Origin of the sequence: Anaeromicrobium sediminis (genome assembly GCF_002270055.1) — a bacterium.
GTDB lineage: Bacteria > Bacillota > Clostridia > Peptostreptococcales > Thermotaleaceae > Anaeromicrobium > Anaeromicrobium sediminis.
Window position 1 is genome coordinate 444337 of sequence record NZ_NIBG01000001.1, and the last position, 21320, is coordinate 465656.

The 21320-nt window shown below is 31.4% G+C and carries 25 protein-coding genes; 1 reads left to right on the top strand and 24 read right to left on the bottom strand.

Going from position 1 to position 21320, the window contains the following annotated elements; genetic code table 11:
* From fliM to CCE28_RS02300, 23 genes are all read right to left on the bottom strand, one after another.
* Nucleotides 1-987, bottom strand: coding sequence for a flagellar motor switch protein FliM (fliM, locus tag CCE28_RS02195; protein ID WP_095130501.1), 987 nt, complete (start codon nt 985-987; stop codon nt 1-3).
* A gap of 17 nt (nt 988-1004) precedes the next feature.
* Entirely contained in the window at nt 1005-1421 is a 417-nt protein-coding gene (locus CCE28_RS02200; RefSeq protein ID WP_095130503.1) for a flagellar basal body-associated FliL family protein, read from the bottom strand.
* A 22-nt stretch (nt 1422-1443) separates the two neighbouring features.
* The gene (locus tag CCE28_RS02205; RefSeq protein WP_095130505.1) at nt 1444-2184 is read right to left on the bottom strand and encodes a flagellar motor protein MotB; all 741 of its coding nucleotides are present in this window, start codon (nt 2182-2184) and stop codon (nt 1444-1446) included.
* On the bottom strand, nt 2185-2970 hold the full coding sequence (locus CCE28_RS02210) for a flagellar motor protein (protein WP_095130507.1): 786 nt from the start codon (nt 2968-2970) through the stop codon (nt 2185-2187).
* 22 nt (nt 2971-2992) lie between these two features.
* Nucleotides 2993-3193 (bottom strand): flagellar FlbD family protein, encoded by a 201-nt coding sequence (locus CCE28_RS02215; protein WP_095130509.1) that lies wholly within the window; start codon nt 3191-3193, stop codon nt 2993-2995.
* A 49-nt stretch (nt 3194-3242) separates the two neighbouring features.
* Nucleotides 3243-4727, bottom strand: coding sequence for a flagellar hook protein FlgE (locus tag CCE28_RS02220; RefSeq protein WP_095130511.1), 1485 nt, complete (start codon nt 4725-4727; stop codon nt 3243-3245).
* 77 nt (nt 4728-4804) lie between these two features.
* A complete protein-coding gene (locus tag CCE28_RS02225; protein WP_095130513.1) occupies nt 4805-5164 on the bottom strand; it encodes a TIGR02530 family flagellar biosynthesis protein in 360 nt (119 codons plus the stop codon).
* An 11-nt stretch (nt 5165-5175) separates the two neighbouring features.
* Nucleotides 5176-5616 carry a flagellar hook assembly protein FlgD gene (locus tag CCE28_RS22840; protein WP_095130515.1) on the bottom strand — a complete coding sequence of 147 codons (441 nt, stop codon included), beginning with the start codon at nt 5614-5616 and terminating at the stop codon, nt 5176-5178.
* Between the two features lie 10 nt (nt 5617-5626).
* The gene (locus CCE28_RS02235) at nt 5627-6934 is read right to left on the bottom strand and encodes a flagellar hook-length control protein FliK (protein ID WP_095130517.1); all 1308 of its coding nucleotides are present in this window, start codon (nt 6932-6934) and stop codon (nt 5627-5629) included.
* Nucleotides 6935-6951: 17 nt separating this feature from the next.
* A complete protein-coding gene (locus CCE28_RS02240) occupies nt 6952-8199 on the bottom strand; it encodes a hypothetical protein (protein ID WP_095130519.1) in 1248 nt (415 codons plus the stop codon).
* A 9-nt stretch (nt 8200-8208) separates the two neighbouring features.
* Nucleotides 8209-8652, bottom strand: a complete 444-nt coding sequence (gene fliJ, locus CCE28_RS02245) for a flagellar export protein FliJ (protein WP_095130522.1) — start codon at nt 8650-8652, stop codon at nt 8209-8211.
* A 13-nt stretch (nt 8653-8665) separates the two neighbouring features.
* Nucleotides 8666-9973, bottom strand: a complete 1308-nt coding sequence (gene fliI / locus CCE28_RS02250; protein ID WP_095130524.1) for a flagellar protein export ATPase FliI — start codon at nt 9971-9973, stop codon at nt 8666-8668.
* Entirely contained in the window at nt 9974-10756 is a 783-nt protein-coding gene (locus CCE28_RS02255) for a FliH/SctL family protein (RefSeq protein ID WP_095130526.1), read from the bottom strand.
* Nucleotides 10740-11756, bottom strand: a complete 1017-nt coding sequence (gene fliG, locus CCE28_RS02260) for a flagellar motor switch protein FliG (protein ID WP_456297858.1) — start codon at nt 11754-11756, stop codon at nt 10740-10742. Before fliG ends, CCE28_RS02255 begins: the two co-directional genes overlap by 17 nt.
* Before the next feature lie 5 nt (nt 11757-11761).
* Complete coding sequence (gene fliF / locus CCE28_RS02265) at nt 11762-13312, bottom strand: flagellar basal-body MS-ring/collar protein FliF (RefSeq protein WP_095130529.1); 1551 nt, start codon at nt 13310-13312, stop codon at nt 11762-11764.
* Between the two features lie 27 nt (nt 13313-13339).
* Nucleotides 13340-13627, bottom strand: coding sequence for a flagellar hook-basal body complex protein FliE (fliE, locus tag CCE28_RS02270; RefSeq protein ID WP_095130531.1), 288 nt, complete (start codon nt 13625-13627; stop codon nt 13340-13342).
* 16 nt (nt 13628-13643) lie between these two features.
* The gene (flgC, locus tag CCE28_RS02275; protein WP_095130533.1) at nt 13644-14084 is read right to left on the bottom strand and encodes a flagellar basal body rod protein FlgC; all 441 of its coding nucleotides are present in this window, start codon (nt 14082-14084) and stop codon (nt 13644-13646) included.
* Between the two features lie 6 nt (nt 14085-14090).
* Nucleotides 14091-14504, bottom strand: coding sequence for a flagellar basal body rod protein FlgB (gene flgB, locus CCE28_RS02280; protein WP_095130535.1), 414 nt, complete (start codon nt 14502-14504; stop codon nt 14091-14093).
* Nucleotides 14505-14842: 338 nt separating this feature from the next.
* Nucleotides 14843-15622 carry a GTP-sensing pleiotropic transcriptional regulator CodY gene (gene codY, locus CCE28_RS02285; RefSeq protein WP_095130537.1) on the bottom strand — a complete coding sequence of 260 codons (780 nt, stop codon included), beginning with the start codon at nt 15620-15622 and terminating at the stop codon, nt 14843-14845.
* A gap of 440 nt (nt 15623-16062) precedes the next feature.
* Nucleotides 16063-18132, bottom strand: coding sequence for a type I DNA topoisomerase (gene topA, locus CCE28_RS02290; RefSeq protein ID WP_095130539.1), 2070 nt, complete (start codon nt 18130-18132; stop codon nt 16063-16065).
* A gap of 72 nt (nt 18133-18204) precedes the next feature.
* A complete protein-coding gene (gene dprA, locus CCE28_RS02295; protein WP_095130541.1) occupies nt 18205-19284 on the bottom strand; it encodes a DNA-processing protein DprA in 1080 nt (359 codons plus the stop codon).
* Between the two features lie 431 nt (nt 19285-19715).
* Nucleotides 19716-19871: a hypothetical protein gene (locus CCE28_RS22005; RefSeq protein ID WP_176461606.1), complete on the bottom strand. Its 156-nt coding sequence runs from the start codon at nt 19869-19871 to the stop codon at nt 19716-19718.
* A 221-nt stretch (nt 19872-20092) separates the two neighbouring features.
* Complete coding sequence (locus tag CCE28_RS02300; protein WP_095130543.1) at nt 20093-20323, bottom strand: DUF3892 domain-containing protein; 231 nt, start codon at nt 20321-20323, stop codon at nt 20093-20095.
* 239 nt (nt 20324-20562) lie between these two features.
* Here CCE28_RS02300 and CCE28_RS02305 point away from each other — a divergent pair, with 239 nt between their 5' ends.
* Nucleotides 20563-20994 (top strand): DMT family transporter, encoded by a 432-nt coding sequence (locus CCE28_RS02305; protein WP_095130545.1) that lies wholly within the window; start codon nt 20563-20565, stop codon nt 20992-20994.
* A gap of 123 nt (nt 20995-21117) precedes the next feature.
* On the opposite strand, the gene CCE28_RS22010 is transcribed toward CCE28_RS02305, so the two are convergent.
* Nucleotides 21118-21273: a hypothetical protein gene (locus CCE28_RS22010; protein WP_176461607.1), complete on the bottom strand. Its 156-nt coding sequence runs from the start codon at nt 21271-21273 to the stop codon at nt 21118-21120.
* Between the last annotated feature and the right edge of the window lie 47 nt (nt 21274-21320).

Consider the following 21320-nt stretch of genomic DNA (forward strand, 5'->3'; position numbering starts at 1 on the left):
TTATTCATCTCCTTTCGTAAGGACATTTTCAATTCTTATAGCCATTTTATTGCCCTTAGTTCCTATTTTTCCTGTATATTTTAAATTTTTACCTACATACACTTTTGCATCTTGTTTAATAGTTGCATCTATTGGTATAACATCTCCTATTTGTAATTCTAAAAAGTCTCTTACAGTTATAGAAGAGGTGCCTAATATGGCTTTAACTATTATGTTACTTTTTTCAATTCTTTTCTCGATAATTTCTTCATCTTCTTTTGTGCTTTCTTTTGTTTTAGTATTAAACCAAAACTTTGTATTAAGCTTGGGAAGTATGGGCTCTACTAATATATGTGGTATGCATATATTAATCATCCCTTCAATTTCTCCTATTTTAATATTCAGTGTTACTAACGCTATAGTTTCATTTGGGGAAACTATTTGAGCAAATTGAGAATTAGTTTCTATCTTTTCGATTTTAGGTCTTAGCTCAATTACATTTTCCCAAGGATCTTTTAACAATTTTGCCATTTCTCTTACTATCTTTTTCAGTAATGATAGTTCTATCTCAGTAAATCCTCTTTTTTCCTCAAATAAATCACCATTCCCTCCTAATAGCCTGTCTACAAAAGAAAAAGCTATATCTGGTCCTATATCCATTATTATTTGACCCTCTAGGGGAGAAAAGTCAACAATTCCTAGTATAGTTGGATTTGATATAGAGTTTGTAAACTCATAATTAGATAATTGTTCTACACTTATTACTTCCACACTTACAAGACTTCTTAAATATCCTGATAAAAAATTCTTCAAAAGCCTTGCATAGTTTTCATGGATAATGTGCAAAGTTCTTATCTGATCTTTAGGGAATTTATCAGGTCTTCTAAAATCATAGTCTTTAATTTTTACTTCGTTTATTTCTTCTTTTATTTCTTGGGCATCTACTTCCCCTGTACTTAATGCTTGCAAAAGTTGGTCTATCTCACTTTGTGATAGTACATCTGACAATTAAATTCCCCCCTCTACTATTGAACTATGAATTCTACGAAAAAGATATCCAGTATTTCATTTGAGGGCACAATTTTTTTAACTTCTTTTAAAATTTCTTTTCTCAAAGCTTGCTGTCCACCAACTACTAGTAAATCTTCCTCTCTTTTATTTCCTAATGTCTCTAAAATTGCATTTTTAATTTTAGAATTTTTTTCATTAAATTTTTCGATTAATTTTTCATCGGAAATTTCAATATCCATATTAATCTTTAAGATTCTTCTACTGTCTTGTACGTTAGCGTAGATTTCCCCTAGTGAATGAGTATATGTTTTTACTTCTTTAGGCTCCTCCTTCTTGTCCTTTGATGTTGTATAAAATATAGTTCCACCAAGTACAATTGCAGTTATTATAAACCCTATTACGCTGTACATTATAACTTTTTTAGTAGTCATTTAATCCACCCTTTATCTAATATTATGATTGTGAAAAATCAGAACGCAAAATTAATATATCTACCCTTCTATTCTTAGCTTTATTTTCCATAGTATCATTTGGCGCTACAGGATGATATTGACTATATCCTGAGGCTGATAGTCTTTTAGGCTCCACATATGTATCTTCTATTAAAAATCTAACCACATTAGAAGCTCGTGCAATGGATAATTCCCAATTGGTAGGATATTTTTTGGACCTAATAATAGGATCCGAATCCGTATGACCTTCTACAGTAATGTATTTAGATTTGAATTCTTCCTGTTTAATTATATCTCCTAAAAACCTTAAGGTTTCTTTAGAATTCTCTTTAAGTTCTGCCTCTCCAGAACCAAAGAGTACATTTTCATTAAGTCTTATTAAAAGTCCTCTTGATTCTAACTCTACAAAAATTTCATTTTCCATCTCATTTTCTATTAAGTAGTTATTTATTTTTTCTTCCATTACTCTAAAATTTTCAATTTCTCTCAATTGTTTTGTTAGTTTATCCTCGTTTAATCCCTTATTTATATACTCACTACCATCAATAGTTTTCCCTGCATGTAATACTCCTGCTGATCCTTGAAAGGACTTCATAACAGCAGTAAACTTCCTTTGGTCTATTGTGGAAAATGCAAATAATAGTACGAAAAAACACAATAATAAGGTCATCAAGTCACTAAAGGTAGTCATCCATTCTGGTGATCCACCTTTTGCTTCTTCAGATTTTTTCCTCTTTGCCATCTAACCTTCAGCTCCCTCTGAACTATCCTCTAGTCCTTTTCTCATACTTGGAGGAAGGAAGGATTCTAGTTTCACTTCAATTATTCTTGGGTTCTCACCAGCTTGTATTGACAATAAGCCCTCAACCATAACTTCCTTTATTAGCATTTCTTCCTTACTTCTTAATTTTAATTTTGTAGCTATAGGTATAAATACTAAATTTGCCAAAACGGCTCCATAAAATGTGGTAATAAGTGCTACTGACATTTTAGGCCCTACGGATGTTGGATCTTCCAAACTCTGTAACATATTAATTAATCCAATTAGGGTTCCTATCATACCAAATGCAGGGGCAAAAGCTCCTAAAGCATCAAATATACTTCTACCTTCCCCATGTCTTTCATCTATAAATGCCAATTCCGTTTCTAATATGTTTCTAACTAACTCTGGATCAGTTCCATCTACTATAAGCATTATACCTTTTTTTAAAAAATCATCATCAATTTTTGATGCAGCTTCCTCAAGGGCAAGCAAACCTTCCCTTCTAGCCACATTGGCTATTTCCACAATTTGATTTATACTTTCTTGATAATTAATAGAACCACCTTTAAATGCCTTTTGTGCTACGTTAAAAGCAGCCTTTACTTTATTCATTGGATAGGCTACAAACAATCCTGCAATAGTTCCTCCAATAACAATAAGTATAGAAGGCAGGTTGTAAAATGTTAAGATGCTTCCTTCAAGTAGGATACTTCCTCCTATTAGTGCCAATCCCAAAACTACTCCAATAATACTTCCTAAATCCAATCTCTACACCTCATCTCTATAATTATTGTTCTACAGTGAAATTGTTATAAATTTTTCTTTTATATTTTAATATTTTTTCTATTATTTCACTATCTTCTTCTAAAACTACTATTTTCTTTCCTGATATTAAAGTGATTGTAGTATCTGGATTATTTTCTACAGATTCTATTAATTCACAGTTGAGAATAAAATCTTTCCCATTTAATTTTTTTAGCCTAATCATCTTATCATCCTTTATTTGTTGCAGGCTTTTTAAAGCCTGCAACTAATTATTACCTTTTGATATTTACTAACTCTTGAAGCATTTCATCTGTTGTGGATATTATCTTAGAATTTGCTTGAAAGCCCCTTTGAGTAGTAATCATATTTGTAAACTCCCTAGCTAAGTCCACATTAGACATTTCTAATGCTCCAGGATTTAATTGAGCAAATCCATTGGCTCCTGGCAAGCCTACAACAGCTTCTCCTGAGTTTCTAGTCTTTATAAACATATTAGATTCAGTCTTTTGAAGACCAGCAGGGTTACTGAAATTTGTCAGTGCAACTCGCCCTAGTACTCTCCTTTGTCCATTCGAAAAACTTCCCACAATCTCACCACTTGGAGATATGGAATATCCATCAATTTTCCCTTGAGGGTAACCCTTTATTTTAGTTGCGGACGCATTGGATGCATCGGCAAATTGAGTAAGTTTAGCTAGATCCATACTAAATGATAATGCACTTGCCCCTGCCGTTAAATCAGTTCCAATAGTAAAGTCCATCTTAGTATCAACTGAACTTACTTGTCCATCTTTATCAAAAGTTAATGTAAAGGTGTCTGCTTTAAACCCGTCTCCTCCTGTTGGAGCTTTTCCATCCGTATATGGTCCATTTGTTTCTCCATCCACTAGCATAGCACCATCGTCATCTAAATAGAAGGCATCTACTTGCCATGTACTTGTTGGATCGCTACCAGCTGTAGAACTCATCTTTGTAAACATTAACTTAACCTGATGTACATTACCAAAATCATCAAAGACTTGTACCGTAGTCTCTCTGCCTAGTGCTTCTGATAATTTTTCATTTTTTTGAGTGTATACGGGATGTCCCACTGATTTACTCAATTCCTCATCCCAATTGTATATGGCATCATCACCATTAGCTGCTATTACCTTAGCAGTATTATCTATATCACTTAATTCCTTTGTGTTAGAATCTAAATTTCCTGTAAATGTTACTATATCTTCTCCTGGAATAGGTGGATTAGATGGTTTTGTAGCTTGTGGCGGATAAACTGCCGAGAAATCTATCTTAAGCCCTTCTATACTACTTTTTAAATTTCCAGTTTCATCGGCCATATAGCCAAGAACTTTAAATCCATCTTGAGTAACTAGGTTACCGTCCCCATCAACTAAGAAATTTCCTGCCCTTGTATAATATCTATTTAATGCATTTGCATCATCTGATACCATGAAAAATCCTTCTCCATTTATCATTATATCAGTAGCCCTATCAGTTCTTTCTAGAGATCCTCTAGTATGTACCACATCTATAGCTCCCACATCTACACCTAATCCAATTTGAACCGGGTTAGTACCTCCAGTTCCACCTTCAGCTCCACTGGCCCCTTTTACAGTTTGATTGAAAGTTTCTTTAAAAGTTACCCTTGACCCTTTAAATGCCACCGTGTTTACATTGGCAATATTATTCCCTATTATATCCATCTTCATCTGATGTGCACTAAGTCCAGACACAGCAGAGTACATTGAACGCATCATAGTCTTTTGACCTCCTTATATTTGCTGTAATTTGTCTTATCAATCATTCAAAGACTAAGCCCCCTTAAAAGGTCCAGCTATATGATTACAGCCCCATCTATATTAGTAAATATATTATCCGTCAAATCATTTTCTGAAGCCACAGTGATTATAGTTTTGCTTGCCACATTGGCAATCACTGCCTTTTTATTCATTAGTATTAATGAATCCTTAATGCCCTTTTGTTTTGCTTTATGTAGTGCATTTTCAATTTTATTAATTTCCTCTTTGTTAAAATCAATTTTTCTACTCTCAATTCTCTCTTTAGCGTGCTTAGAAAATTTAACCTTATTATTATTTTCTATTTCCTTTAGGATGTTGCTAAAATTCTTGTTTTGGTAGTTAGAATTTCTTATTACTGAATTACTGATAGTTATAGGTTTATTATTAATCCTCATAATAAATCCACCTACTCATTATTACTTTCTACTGGAGTTGTTCCTTCGGTGTTACCTTCATTATCTCCTTCTTCACTGCCTTCATCGCCATTGTTATCTTTTATTATATCTAGCATTTCCTTGTTTATATTATAATTTAACTTTTGTATTTCAAGGCTTAATCCATTATAGGACTCCATTCTCTCTGTAAAATCTTTCATAGTATCATTTAGATTCTGTGTTTGTTCCAAAGAGCTAAATTGAGCCATTTGAGATATAAATTCTTTATCTTCCATTGGATTTAATGGATCTTGATATTTTAATTGAGTGACTAATAGGTTTAAAAAGGCATCTTTTCCTAAGGCGTCATTGCTACTGGTACTTTTTTCAGAATTACTAGTAGAGTTTTGAGTTACATTATTCGTATTATTGAACTCATTCCATGATATACCCTTAATTTCATTTACAGCCATATTGTGCCTCCTATCCTAGATTATTTATAGTTCCTGAGTGGATAACATCTACATTTGCTTCATTAAATGTGTCTTCTATGTTTTCATCCATATGAATCTTAGATTTTCCTCTGTTATTCTTAAAGTTCATAAATTGTTGAGCTGATTCGTTAGAATCATCTTTACTTATATCCACACTAAATTCACCTATGGAAAATCCTTTTTCTTCTAGGGAATCTTTCAGATTTTGAAAATTAGATTCTAAGGTTTCTTTTACAACTTGATTTTCAGCTACTATCTTTGCTACTACCATTTCTCTTTCTACCTCTATTTTCATGGTGATTTTCCCCAAATGTTCAGGCCTTAAGTTTATAGTCATTTCAGAACCATTTTCCTTAAGGTTTACACTAGCCTTTTCTACTATCTGTTCAATTACTTTAATGGAATCTATTTGTGTAGTTATATTACTTTGTACTTTAGGTAACTGATCAATAACAGGTATATCCTTTATGTTCATATTTTCATTTCTTAGATTATATATATCCATCTTTCCATTTTTCGAAAAACTTTCTTCTACCTTTTCACCTTGGAACTGGATATTCTTTTCTCTTTTTCCTTCTCTGCCTTCGCTTTCTGATTTCTCATTGTTTTTAAGAGAGATTTTATCCTTATTTAGTTCAACAATCTTATTAATCTCATTATCAGATGACAATTGCAATTCTTCGCCTTCATCATTTTGAGCATATTCTCTTATGTTCTTTAATAAATCTCCTGTAATTTTTTTCATTTCATCAGCATTTAACTCTAGTAAAGAACCTCCATTTAACTCATTTTCTAATATACTCTTTATTTTTTCATACAACTCAGAATTGTTCATAAAACTGTCATTTTGGCTTAGTAGATTCTTTATTTCTTCCAAGTTTGCCATAATATTTTCTTGAACAATAACCTGATCCTTATCAATTGATTCACTAGTATTAAGTTCTATTGAACGTATAGCTTCATATAGTCCTATAATCTCATCCATATTCTGACTTAAGCTTTCTTTCCCATCCACCTGTTCTTCTTCTATCTCATTAATTGACTTGTCCTTATTAATTTCATTTTGAGATTTTTTAGTACTAGAAACAGAACTTTTATCATCATTACTTTTTTTATTTACTTTATCATTTTTTTCATTAACTTCATTATTTTCAGGTTCAGCTTTTTTATGGGCTTCATCTAATTTTTTTCTAAAATCATTATCTTTATTAAACTTTACGCCCATAGGGTCCTTACTATTGCCCATTAAAATATTATTAGTTTCCAAAAATGAGTTTTGATTGAAATTTACATTCATCTATTCTCACCTCCTTTCTAGTTTGGTAATGCTAATCCCTTTGATATATCTGATGCTAAACTAGTATCTAGATTAGCTAAGACATTTCCTATTGTTTGTTGCTTTAATCTCCCTAATAAGGATATGGCTATATCTTTATCTGATATATTAATTACTTGTCCATTTTCTAATTGAAATGTTTTTTCTCCATTTCTATTTGTGTAAAGTTTTTCGATTATATTAGCAATATCCGCTTCTGCCATTTTTGAATAAACTCTTTCAAGTTCCCCTATTTTCTCATTATAGTCTGTATATATTTTTATAGCTTCCATTAAACTAGGAGTTAATGTATCTTCATTATTTTCCAATATTTCATCATTTTTCATTTGATTTAATAGTTCATAAATAAACTCTTTATCTTCTATTAAAGCTATAACTTCACCACTTTTTTTCACATCCATATTTCTATATATAGTAGATAGTTCATTAATTTTGTATTTTTTTGTATTCCCTATAATTTCTACTAAATTTTCTCCGTTTTCCGCATTATATATTTTAGCATACTTTAATAATTCTTCTTTTTTATTTTTCATTTTTGCTAGTTCGTTAAGGAACTTTATTTTTTTTTCTGGATCATAATATTGTAAAAACTTATCCACTTGTGTTTTTTCGAGATTTTCCAAAATCCCCAAAGCATCTTTTTCTTTCATGTACTCAATAGTCTTTGCCATGTCCTCATAAGTCACTTCTTTATTTTCTATTTGACTTTTAATTTCATTTACCAAATTTGCCGTAGATAAATTTTCATAGTACTTTGCCCTATCTCTTAAACTGTTTTCCTTTGTATTGTCTATTTCATCAATAGTGGCTAATAATATATCCTTTTTCATATTTTTGTTCCTCATATTTTCTAATACATGATTGGCCTTTTCCTTGTCTATACTTATCATCTTTTTAATTAAATCCGAGTACAATTCTTCATCTTCTTGCTGTATAATTGTCAGTTTATCTGAAACAGTATTCACATCTAATGTATTAAAATAATTAGCTACCATATCCTTTTGTGCTTCTCTCTCCTCTTTAGTAGGAATACTTTCAAAGTATTGGCCCACCATACCTGGAGCTTCTTTTAGGTACTTATTAGCATTATATTGAAAGGTCTTATTGGTACTATATATTGCTCCAAATATTAAAAGGGGCATTATTGTAAATACACTAACCACAATACCTATTATTTTAAATGTAGATAATCCACTTTTTTCTTTTACTTTCTTATCTCCAGACATCTTCTCCCCCTAGTTGCTTTTAAAATTCTTATATGTAACCAATTCATCTACTAAAAGTACTTCTTGCCTTTTCTCCCATTCTACAAACTTTTCTCTTTCTTTTTCCTTAAACTTCTCCATTATTTTTCTTTCTTTCACTGCTTTTACTAATTCTTCTCTTTTTTCATTAACTATACCTTTACACACTTGTATGTCTTTTTCCTTTTTTTCTATATTAGTACTTAAATTGTTCATATACGAATTATATTGTTGTAAAAAAATCACATTGGTTCCTTCTTTTACACTATTACTTATAGTTCCAATGCAATTATTTTTCTCATCTACCAAAGAATTTAGCTTATTCTTTTGAATATCCAATTCCTTCTGAGCCCCCGCCAATTTGCCCTTGGCAGCTTCTTCCATTCTTTCCTTAATTTGTATAATATTTTCATATTTAAACTTAAATCCATTCAATTTTCACACACTCCTAATCAAATATGTTATTTAGTTCTATCATGGATTCTTCAAAGTTTATCTCTTCCTCTATTCCCTGTCTTAAAAATTCATTTATTTTATCAATCATTTTAATTGAATAATCAATTTTAGGATCACTTCCTGGTACATATGCCCCAATGTTAATCAAATCTTCTGCTTCCTTAAATGTGGCCAATGTATTTCTCAATTTATTGGCATTATTTTTATGATCTAAACTTGCTATATTAGGCATAACCCTACTTACGCTAGCTAATATATCAATGGCAGGATAATGGTTTTGATTGGCAAGCTTTCTTGATAAAACAATATGCCCATCTAAAATACCCCTTACCGTATCTGTTATAGGTTCATTTAAATCGTCTCCGTCCACTAACACTGTATATAGGGCTGTAATTGACCCTTTACTTGAATTTCCTGATCTCTCTAACAACTTTGGCAGTGCAGCAAATACAGAAGGCGTGTATCCCCTTGTAACAGGTGGTTCTCCTACAGCTAATCCTACCTCCCTTTGAGCCAGGGAAAATCTAGTTAGGGAATCCATTAAAAGCATTACATTTTTCCCTTGATCTCTAAAATATTCAGCTATGGCTGTAGCTATTAATGCTCCCTTCATCCTTACAAGAGCTGGTTTATCTGATGTTGCAACTACAAGTACGGAACGCTTTAAACCTTCTTCTTTCAAATCATTTTCAATAAATTCCCTTACTTCCCTACCACGTTCTCCTATAAGGGCTATAACATTTATATCAGCCTTAGTGTTCCTTGCAATCATTCCCATTAATGTACTTTTACCCACACCACTACCAGCAAATATACCAATTCTTTGTCCCACTCCACAAGTTAGTAAGCCGTCAATGGATTTTACTCCTAGAGATAGGGGTTCTCTTATTTTTTTTCTTGTTAAAGGGTTGGGGGGTTGATTATTAACTGGATATATATGTTTAGTGTCAAATGTTCCTAAATCATCTATGGGATTTCCCAATCCATCTAGTATCCTACCAAGGAGTTCTTCTCCAACCTTTACACTTAAAGACCTTCCCGTTGCAACTACTCTACTTCCTGGTCCTATTCCATCCATTTCTCCTAAGGGCATAAGTAATACCTTGGAATCATTAAATCCTACTACTTCAGCTTTTATACATCCTGTACTTTTCAGTGGATAAATTTCACATATCTCCCCTAGGTTTACAGCTGGGCCATTTGACTCTACCATTAACCCAACTACCCTAGATACTTTCCCTGTATATTTTATTAAATCTATATTTTCCAAAGCACTCTCATACTTTAAAAAGTTTATCATCTAGGCATTTTCCTCACTCTCTAGCATGTCATGAAACATTTTTTTAATCTCATTAAACTGAGTTTGTACACTTGAATCTATACTACCCGAACTAGTTTCTAGGATACAACTACCCTTTTCTAAAGATGAATCCTTTTTGATTCTTATATTTTCCACATTAGGAATTAAACATATTATTTTATTTTCCAGAGCTTTTGTATTCTCATAATCATCTTCACTTACCCTTATGACTATTTCCTCTGTATAGGCACACTTATCTAAGGCAGATTTCACAAGGCCTAATATATAATCATCATTTTCATCCATCTCTTTATCTAATACCTTCCCTGCTATATCCACAATGAGATTTATAGCTTCTTTTTCAGTTTTTTCATATAGTACCGCTTTTTCTTCTAATAATATCTTTTTTATTTCCAATGCTTCATCTATATGGTGAGAAGCTTCTTTCTTCCCACCTTCATATCCATCATTGAATCCAGCATTTTTACCTTCTAAATATCCTTCATCATAACTTTTTTTCTTTAATTCTTCAGCTTCTTCCTTAGCCTTTTCAATTAAAGATTGAGCTTTCTTTTCAGCTTCCTTGTACTTATCATCTATCATTAAATCTAACTGAGCTATTTTCTTTTCATATTCTTCTTTGTACAAGCTATCATAATCAAAGATTTCTCTTTCTTCTGTTAAAGCTATTTCTTCTACTATATTTTTTTCATAATTTATTAATTCCTTAGTATTTCCTATGTTAACTACTGAAGACTTATAGACCCTAGACAATGATCTCATCGCCTCCTCCTCTTGCAATTATAAGCTCACCAGCTTCCTCTAATTTTCTAATTATATTAACAATCTTTTGTTGTGATTCTTCCACATCGCGCAACCTAACAGGTCCCATAAATTGCATATCCTCTTTTATCATCTCAGCCATACGCTTAGACATATTCTTAAATATAATCTCTTGTACCTCTTCGGTAGCTCCCTTAAGCGCAATAGCCAAATCATTATTATCCACATCTCGCATGAATCTTTGGATAGATGACCCATCCAGTGTAACCACATCTTCGAATACAAACATTCTTTTCTTTATATCTTCTGCTAATTCCACGTCTTCTACTTCTAATTTTTCCATAATAAACTTTTCTGTTCCCCTATCAACAGCATTAAGTAAATCAACAATAGCTTGTATACCACCTGCTGAAGTGTAATCTTGAGTCACCATAGAAGCTAACTTATCCTCTAACACAGATTCGACTTCCTTAATTATTTCCGGTGTAGTTCTATCCATAGTAGCAATCCTCTTAGCTACCTCAGCTTGTTTATTTTGCGGTAAAGACGATAGTATTTGTCCAGCTTGGTGTGCTTCTAAATAAGAAAGTATTAATGCTATAGTCTGAGGATGTTCGTTTTGTATGAAATTTAATAATTGATTAGCATCTGCTTTTCTGGCAAAGTCAAAGGGCCTTACCTGTAAAGATGCCGTTAATTTATGGACTATATCAAAGGCCTTTTGTGAACCCAAGGCCTTTTCTAATACTTCTTTAGCGTAATTTATTCCACCCTCTGAAATATATTCTTGTGCTAAACATATCTCATAAAATTCTCCTAAAACATCTTCCTTTTCCTCAGATGTTATTTTTCTCATATTAGCTATTTCTAAAGTTAGTTCCTCTATTTCATCCTCACTTAAATGCTGAAATATCTTCGCTGACTTATCTGGCCCTAAAGATATCAATAGTACTGCAGCTTTTTCCTTACCTGTCAAATCGCCTTTTCGAGCCATTTTCATTCCTCCTACTCTTCATTTAACCAATTTTTCAATAATTGAGATACGGCCTGAGGATTTTTCTCTACAAACTTATTTATCTGCTTCTTGTATTCAGACTTTTCGCTTATTTCGATTTCATCAAATTCCTCGTCTATTAGTAGATCTGTAGACATTTTTCTTTCTGTTTCTTGCTTTTTCTTCCTATTTTGTATACTGTATGCTATAAATCCTAGTAGACCAATTATAAATACTCCAATTACTCCTAAAGCCCAAACCGGTATATCCTTTAATACAGTTATTCCAGTTCTCTCATTTTTAATTTCTTCAAATCTATCAGCAATAGTATTATCAAAACTTTTCGCCATTACTTTTACAACTTTAGTATCTAGCCCAGCAGAAGCAGATACTATACCTATTATTTCATTTTTATTTTCTTCCGTTAACTCTTTCCCGGGTAATATATTGCTGTTTATTAATACGGCAACAGTTATATCCTTTACTTGCCCTTGGGCTTTAACTAATTTTTTTCTAGTTTCATTTAATTCATAGTTAATAGTTTTATTATTCTTATTATACTCAGATCCACTAGAGGTTCTCTCTAAATATTCCGGTATCTCCCCTTCATTAGAATCTATCCCTGGCACCCCTCCACTAATTGGGTTATTGACAGATTTTTCATTTGACTCATTCATACTTCTCACTAACCCATTTGTTTCATCCTTAATAGGAGGTTCATATGCCAATACACTTGTTTCTTCACTATCGAAGTCTAATTTGGCATTTACCATAACGGCCACATTTCCGTTTCCATAGATAGTAGCTAAAAATCCAGTTATATCTTCTCGTAGTTCATTCTGAACCTTTTCTTGCAAAGCCAATTGATTTGATGCATCAAATTCTTCTCCATTGTCACTCTTTGTAAGTACTTCCCCTTTGTTATTAACAATTGATACATCCTTTGGGTCTAAACTCTTAACAGAATTTGTTACAAGCATCACTATTCCATCCACTTGTTTTTTGTTTAACTTATACCCTTCTTCTAACTCCACAAATACAGATGCCTTAGATTTTTTATTCTGAGTTATAAAGTTGCTATCATCTGCAATTGTTAAATCAACCCACGCCCAGGTTATTCCCTCTATGGCTTCTATAGTTTGTGCAATAGAATTCGTTTGTGCAATTTCATATCTATTTTTTCTTTCTTCATTAGTCATAGTCAAACTAGAATTTGTAAGCATACTTTCATAAGAAAACCGCTCCCCAGGAATTCCTTCCATGGCAAGTTGAGCTTTTGCCGTGTTCTTATATTCCTTAGGTACAAGTATACTATTCCCTGTCTCATCATCTTTCCATGGTATGCCAACCTCATCTAATTTTTTAGTTATCTCCCCTGCTTTTTTAGGATTTAATTCATCGTATAAAGTTACATATTGGGGCCTAGTTAGATAATACATGAGCAGAGTAATACTTAAAACTATTATAAGTCCGCTAGCACCAATTTTTATTTTTTGTTTTTTATCCATATTAGTATAAAATTCATCCAACTGTTTTTTCGTCTGTTCTAGGATGTTGCCCATTGGTTCACCTCATTCCACTACTTCTTCCTATACTTGTAATCTCATTATTTCCTTATAGGCATCTAGAACCTTATTCTTAACCTCTATCATGAACCCTAGAGCTACTTCCGACTTTTGTGCCGCTATCATGACCTCGTGAATATTATCTAATTCTCCAACAGCAGCTTTTTTTTCTAGTTCTTGAGATTGTGCCTCATATTCGTTCACTTTATTTAAATAATCCTTAAAATAATTGCCAAAATCTGCACTTATTTTGTTAGATTTTTTATTTTCCAAATCATTACTGGTATTAATCATTAAGTTGTTAACTTTCACAGCCAAGCCCTCCAGTTTATTTTCCAATTTCCAATGCTTTCATAAGCATTCCCTTTGTAGAATTTATTGAGGTAATATTTGCCTCAAATGACCTTGTAGCCGATACCATATTAATCATTTCTGTCACTATGTCAACATTGGGCATCTTCACATATCCATCCTTATCTGCATCTGGATGTCCTGGCTCATATATCATTCTAAAGGGTGATTTATCTTCAACAATAGCAGATACTTCCACTCCCCCACCACTTGGGTTTTGTCTGTTTGATTCTCCTTTTAAAACTTCTTCAAAACTTGGACTCTTTTTTTGAAACACAGCCATTTGCCTTCTATAAGGCGAACCATTGCTCGTCCTAGTCGTATTGGCATTAGCAATATTTTTAGATATAATATCCATTCTAAGCCTTTGGGCTGTCAAACCTGACGCACTTGTGTTTATTGAACTAAATAATCCCACTAATTACTACCTCCCGTCTCTTACTACCATTTTCATTTTTTTAAAGTCACTTGAGATTCTCTGTGCAATCATATTATACTTAATAGTATTTTTAGCCAGATTTGCCATTTCTACATCAATATTCACATTATTTCCATCTTTTCTATATGTACTGTTCATATCTTTTTTTGTCTGATGATTAATCCCAATTACTCCAAATTTATTGTTTATTGGAATATGTTTTTCATTTGTAGTTGTTCCTGCAATACTTCCATCTTTAAAAAGTTCATTTTTTAAAATTGATTCAAATTCCACTGTTTCTCTTTTGTAATTTGGTGTATCTGCATTGGCAATATTATTAGATATGGTTTTATTTCTTGCCCAGCTGGCATTTAAAGTTTTTTCTAATATATTAATCCCTCTAAGAGATTTTTCTAACATTGATATTTTCTCCCCTCAACATTTTTTTACATTTTTCTCGATTATTATTTATTATTCTACGTTATAACCTTTTTTCCTTCTTCCTTTATTAACATTATAATACATTTTTTACTATTTAGCCGTCTTTTTTGTCACAAATGATAGGATAGTACTATTTATTACCATCAAATGTAAATTATTTCAATTTTGTAGTCTTTATTATGAAAAAACACGGATAAACAACGTGTGAATTTTCTTTATTTTCAGTCTGCCACCTTTGATTTTACTCACTCAAAACCTTTTACTTATAAACTAAAAAAACAATCTGATTTAACAAAACCAGATTGTTTTTATCAAAATTACTTCTTAAGTTTTTCTAATTCATCAATTAACTTTTCATTTAAAATCTTAATGTGAGTTCCTTTCATTCCTAGTGATCTAGATTCTATAACTCCTGCACTTTCAAATTTTCTTAAGGCATTAACGATTACTGATCTTGTAATACCTACTCTATCTGCTATTTTACTAGCTACTAAAAGACCTTCCGTTCCATCTAATTCATCGAATATGTGCTCTACAGCTTCAAGTTCTGAATACGATAAAGTTCCTATAGCCATTTGTACAACAGCTTTTTTTCTAGCTTCTTCTTCAATTTCTTCACTTTTAGCTCTTAAGATCTCCATACCTACTACTGTAGCACTGTATTCAGCTAATACTAAATCTTCATCCACAAAGTCCTTATCAACTCTAGATAGAATTAATGTTCCTAACCTTTGTCCACTTCCATTAATAGGCACTATAGTGACTAACTTATTTGAAGTTTCAGTATCATACTTGAATATTTCTAACATTTTTTCTCCTGTTACATTATATTTTGTGTCCAAAATCTTTAGTAATTGTTCGTTGTATTCTGTAGGAAATTTTTGCGTTCCCGTATCAGAATCAAAAACTATTGGATTCTCACTTGGATCTACTAAATGTACCCCTAAAATTTTCCCTCTCTTACTAGATACATATACATTAGAATCTAATACATCACTTAAAGTTTTACATAATTCTGAAAAAGAAACAGGTACATTTCCTGATTGTTGTAATATTTTATTTAACTTTCTTGTTTTTTCTAATAATGAAATTGCCATTTGTATCCTCCTCGTACTCGTGTTTTATCTTATAGTATATAATCCTTTACGTCATTCCTATACGTTTGATTTTCTAGCTTATGTTGAATATACTTTTTGTCATTTGCAATACTTTTTTTATTCTTGTAATTTCAAAAGATACATTTTCCAACAAATTCTATAGAATCCTATGTAGTATCCTTGTGCCAATTTCCTCAGTACCTTCATTTACAACAAAGGCCAAATGTACTATTTCCCCTATAGCATCATCTGTAAAATTAACTTCTATTCCCTCTGTTTAAAACATTAATATTATTTTACCTCTTTAACTAGTATTTTTTCTTTTTTAGTCTTAGGATATTCTAATATCCTATTCATTTTGCGAACAATGGCTATACTACCATATTTTCTATATTAATTCAAGGAAAATATTCTTTTTACTTTTTTTAATTTATTGCTCATTATTCTTTTTCTAATATGATTTTATGGCCACATTCTTTATTTAAGCATTCTTTAACCCTATCTTTTTTTCTTATTTTTTCGGCCATTAACGTTCCACACTTTTCACACTTCTCATCTATCGGTCTACTCCAAGACACGAAATTGCAGTTTGGAAAAGTACTACACCCATAAAAGAGTTTTCCCTTTTTCGACCTTCTTTCTATTATGTCTCCACCATCACACTTAGGACATTTTACACCTATTTTCTTTACAAAGGGCCTCGTATGTTCACATTCTGGATAACCAGAGCAAGCTAGAAAACGGCCATATCTTCCATATTTTATTACCATATTTTTACCGCATTCTTCACAAATTTCATCAGTTTCTTCTTCAATCAACTCTATTTTTTTTATTTCTTCTTCTGCATGCTCTAGAGTTTTGGAAAATGGATTATAAAAATCATCAATTACTTTTTTCCAATCCATCTCAGTTTCTTCTACCTTATCTAGCTGTTCTTCTAATTGTGCGGTAAAATACTCGTCTAATATATCATTAAAGTATTCCTTTAATAAATCTGTAACTATTATACCCAATTCTGTAGGTTTTAAAGCCTTACTCTCACGTTCCACATATCCTCTAGATAATATTGTAGATATGGTTGGAGCATAAGTACTCGGTCTTCCTATTCCCTTTTCTTCTAACTCTTTTACTAGAGAAGCTTCTGTAAACCTTGCTGGCGGCTGTGTAAAGTGTTGCAATGGATCTATTTTTTTTGCCTTTAATTTATCTTGTATTTCCACCTTAGGCATTTCCTCTTCTTTTACAGTAGTATAAGAATATACCTTTAAAAATCCATCAAATACATTTTTTGATCCTGAAGCTTTAAATAAATATCCATTATTAATTATTTCTATAGAATAACTGTCAAATATGGCTTCCTTCATTTGACTTGCTACAAATCTTTCCCAGATTAACTTATACAGCTTATTTTGATCTTTAGTCAGGTACTTTTCAACACTTTTAGGTGTTCTAGATGCGGAAGTAGGCCTTATGGCTTCGTGGGCATCTTGAATTTCCTTTTTAGTCTTTTTCTTTTCTTTGTATTCTCCCAAATAATCTTCTGAATAATTTTCTAAAATAAAATCTTTTGCATCATTTTTAGCTTCCTCAGATATTCTAGTGGAATCTGTTCTCACATAAGTAATCAAACCAACAGTAGCTCCTCTTTCAAGGTCAATACCTTCATATAACTGTTGAGCCACACTCATGGTCTTTTTAGTACTAAAACCTAATCTGTTAGATGCTTCCTGTTGAAGACTACTTGTAGTAAAAGGATTTCCTGGTTTTCTCTTTTTTTGTTTAGTCTTTATGTCACTTACATGAAAGTCATCATTTAATTTTTCTAAAATATTATCTACTTCTTCTTTATTATTTAATTCCTTCTTTCCCTCAGCGTCTCCATAAAACTTTGCAGTAAACTTTTTACTTCTCCCTTTAGAAAGCCCCACTTCTATAGTCCAATATTCTTGTGGTTGAAAGTCATCTATTTCCTTTTCCCTATCACATATCATCTTTGTTACTACAGACTGCACTCTTCCAGCACTAAGACCCTTTCTAACCTTTCTCCATAATAAGGGAGATATACTATATCCAACTAATCTATCTAGTACCCTTCTTGCCTGTTGGGCATCTACTAAACTCTTGTTTATAATTCTAGGTTTTTTTACTGCTTTTTTTATAGCATCTTTAGTAATTTCATTAAATTCAATTCTACATTTTTCTTTTTCATCTATAGATAATATATTACATAAATGCCATGATATGGCTTCACCTTCTCTGTCAGGGTCAGTTGCTAGTAAAACTTTCTTGGCCTTTTTATACTCTTTCTTTAACTCTTTAATCACAGGCCCTTTTCCTCTTATAGTTATATAATGAGGCTCATAATTCTCCTCTATATCTATTCCCATTTTACTTTTAGGGAGATCTCTTACATGTCCTACCGACGCCAAAACTTTATAGTTTTTTCCCAAAAACTTTCCTATAGTTTTTGCTTTTGCAGGAGATTCCACTATAACTAAAGATTTTCCCATGTATTCACCTCCATTTGTAAAAGCAATAGTAATTATATCAGAAAACTTTTTCCATTTCAAAATTTACTAATATTACTTTATAAAAAATTTATTTCCTGGTAAGGTTTCTAATACTCCTTTTAGTTCAAGAAAAGTTAATATAGTACTTATATTTTGAATATTCCACTTCTTATCTTTTTCAATTTTCTCAATACTAACTGGCTGATTATCTTTTATATATTCATAAATTTCTTTTTCACTATCACTTAAACTTACTTCGTTTTTTTTCTTATTATATATATTTTCTAATTGCAGTTCCTCTAATATATCGTCTACGCAAGTAACTAATTTAGCTCCACTTTGTATGAGCTTATTAGTTCCCCCACTAAGTAGTGCAGTCACATGGCCTGGCAATGCAAAAACTTCTCTTCCCTGTTCTAAGGCATGATCTACAGTTATAAGAGTTCCACTCTTTAAAGCAGCCTCTATGACAATTACACCCTTTGCAATACCACTGATTATTCTATTTCTCATAGGAAAATTTTCAGGTCTAGGTTTAGTTCCTATAGGAAATTCAGATATAATTGCACCATTTTCTATTATTTTTTCCATTAGTGATTTATTTTCATGGGGATAGCATACATCTACACCAGTTCCTAGAACAGCATAGGTTCTTCCGCCATTTTCGACGCAAGCCCTATGAGCTACTGTATCTATACCTCTAGCCATTCCACTGCCAATGGTAATTCCCCTATCTGAAAGTTCTTTAGAAATCTTATAAGCCATAGTTCTCCCATATGTAGATGCTCTTCTTGACCCAATTATGCTAATTATATCACACTTTTCCTTCTCAATACTTCCTCTTACATACAAAACAGTAGGTGGATTATATATATTCCGTAAAAGTTCTGGGTATTCATTATCCCTTATGCCTATTACTTTAATCTCATATCGGTCTATAATTTCACGTATTTTTCCTATTTTGTTTTCCTTTTTACTTACTATTATATTTTCTACTACCTTTTCTTTCAAATTAAATTTTTCTTTATATCTATTAATATTTTCATTATAAACATCTTTAGCACAAGTTTCTTTTAATATTTTTCTCATGGTAGCATTTCCGATTCCTTCTATACTATGTAGCCATGCCACATAATGTTCTTCTTTATACATAATATTAACTACTCCCTATTTTTACTATTATAAAAATAAGTTTTATCCAAAAAGTATTTAATAATACATATATAATAGATTTTAAATAAATTAAATTTATGAAAAAACTCCCTTATCCATAGAATAATGAACTTAACTAATTTTTAAGTAATTCTTCAAAGGAATTTTTAAACATATCTACTCAAACTAAGAGTACAGTTAGGCAGATTATACAAAGGGGAGAGTAACACAACCCCTAAAGAAGAAATATACTAAAATATTTAAGATTTTAACATATAAAACAAATGATATTTTAGACTAGTTCCTTCATTAATATAGATTTTTTCATCACATATAAAATCATTTAAAAAAATATATAGTTCCATATATGATCTAATTCTAATGAACTATCTTAAATTATATACCTTTCATGAATATAACACCCTCATTATCTACTTTACCATTTTAAATTTTTTTATATGTTCTTCAACTTCTCTATAGAAAATATGCCATATAGGTGTCAATTCTAATATAATTAATATTTCTTCTTCATTCTTCAGAAAATTTCGAGTTCCTACAATATCTGACAGCAGAAATAGAAGCTTCAAACAGGGTTTTAAGAAGAGAAAATAGCATCCCCCTGGCTCTAGTACCTTACTTTGTCTTACAGGGTATTTAAAGGCCTTAGATTTGAAAGTTATTTTTTTCCAACTTCCATTTTATTCTTTCTCTACATTCTCCTTTATATCTTCATCAAATCTCATGAAAATAGCACTAACATATGTTAGTGCTATCAACCAAAGTCTCTATGTAACATAATATTATATTTTTAAAATGTTGAAAGGTTATCTAAATTATCATTTGTAAACCCATTAGGATTACTTCTTAAATATTCTTTCCCATTTTTACTACGTCCTACATTCACATTTTCAATTGAGTTGTCCTTAGCCATCATAATCGCATCATTAATTGAGTATACATTTCCATCTTCCATCATAACATCTGTGATTTCTCCATGTGGGTTTTTCTTTACTTTAACAATTTTTGCTTTATCTTGCATATAATCACTCCTTTTTAATTATTATCTAAAATATTACATATTATATGCGTTCATAAACAATAATCTTTGTAATTATAGATGCAAAGCTTTGTATAAAACAATAACCCTTTGACCTCTTAAATTCATTTCACTTAACAAGCATAATCAGCATCAAAAGATATTATATAAACCATTATCATAATACCATTTTATTAGGAATATATTCTTAATGACATTTATTTTATAAAGGATGGGATAAAATGAAAGAAATAACACCAGTTATATTTGCTATTTTAGCAGGTATTTTTACCACTTTAGAAGCAAGTATTAATGCTAAATTAGGAAGAATTGTTTCTCCTAAAATTGCGACTCTGCATAGTTTAATTACAGGTGTTATTATTATCCTAATCGGAAATCTATTAAAGGGTAGCTTACATCAATACGCAAAAATTATTCATGTGAAGCCACAATTACTCATCGGTGGTGTTTTTGGTACTTTTATTATTTACTTTGTGACAAGAACAATTCCTAGACTGGGCGTAGCAAACACTCTTACTATCATAGTTGCTTCCCAAATCATAAGTGGATTATTAATCGATGCCTTTGTTACCAAGCAGCAGGAATTAGACTGGTTTAAGTTAATTGGAATCATCCTTTTGCTTTGTGGTACCTATTTTATTATGAAAAAATAGATAATTATCCATCTAATTTAATCAATAGTCAAATAAACCAATATGTATTAGATTTTATACCCTTCTAAATAAAATTATATTAAATACAAATTTAATGTCTTATCCGCGGCACAAACTGGCTCATCAAACCCTTATGCTATCTTTTTTCAAGTTAATGTTCAAGTTATAGATTAACTTCATTCTTTTAATACAAATCCTATTCATTGTTTCTGATGGTACATCTATTTCTGCTTCTTCACCATTCACGTATGTAGTATTACTACCTATTTCAAAAACCATCTCCACATTATCTTTTACAATAGGAATTTCTCATCAGGATTCCAACT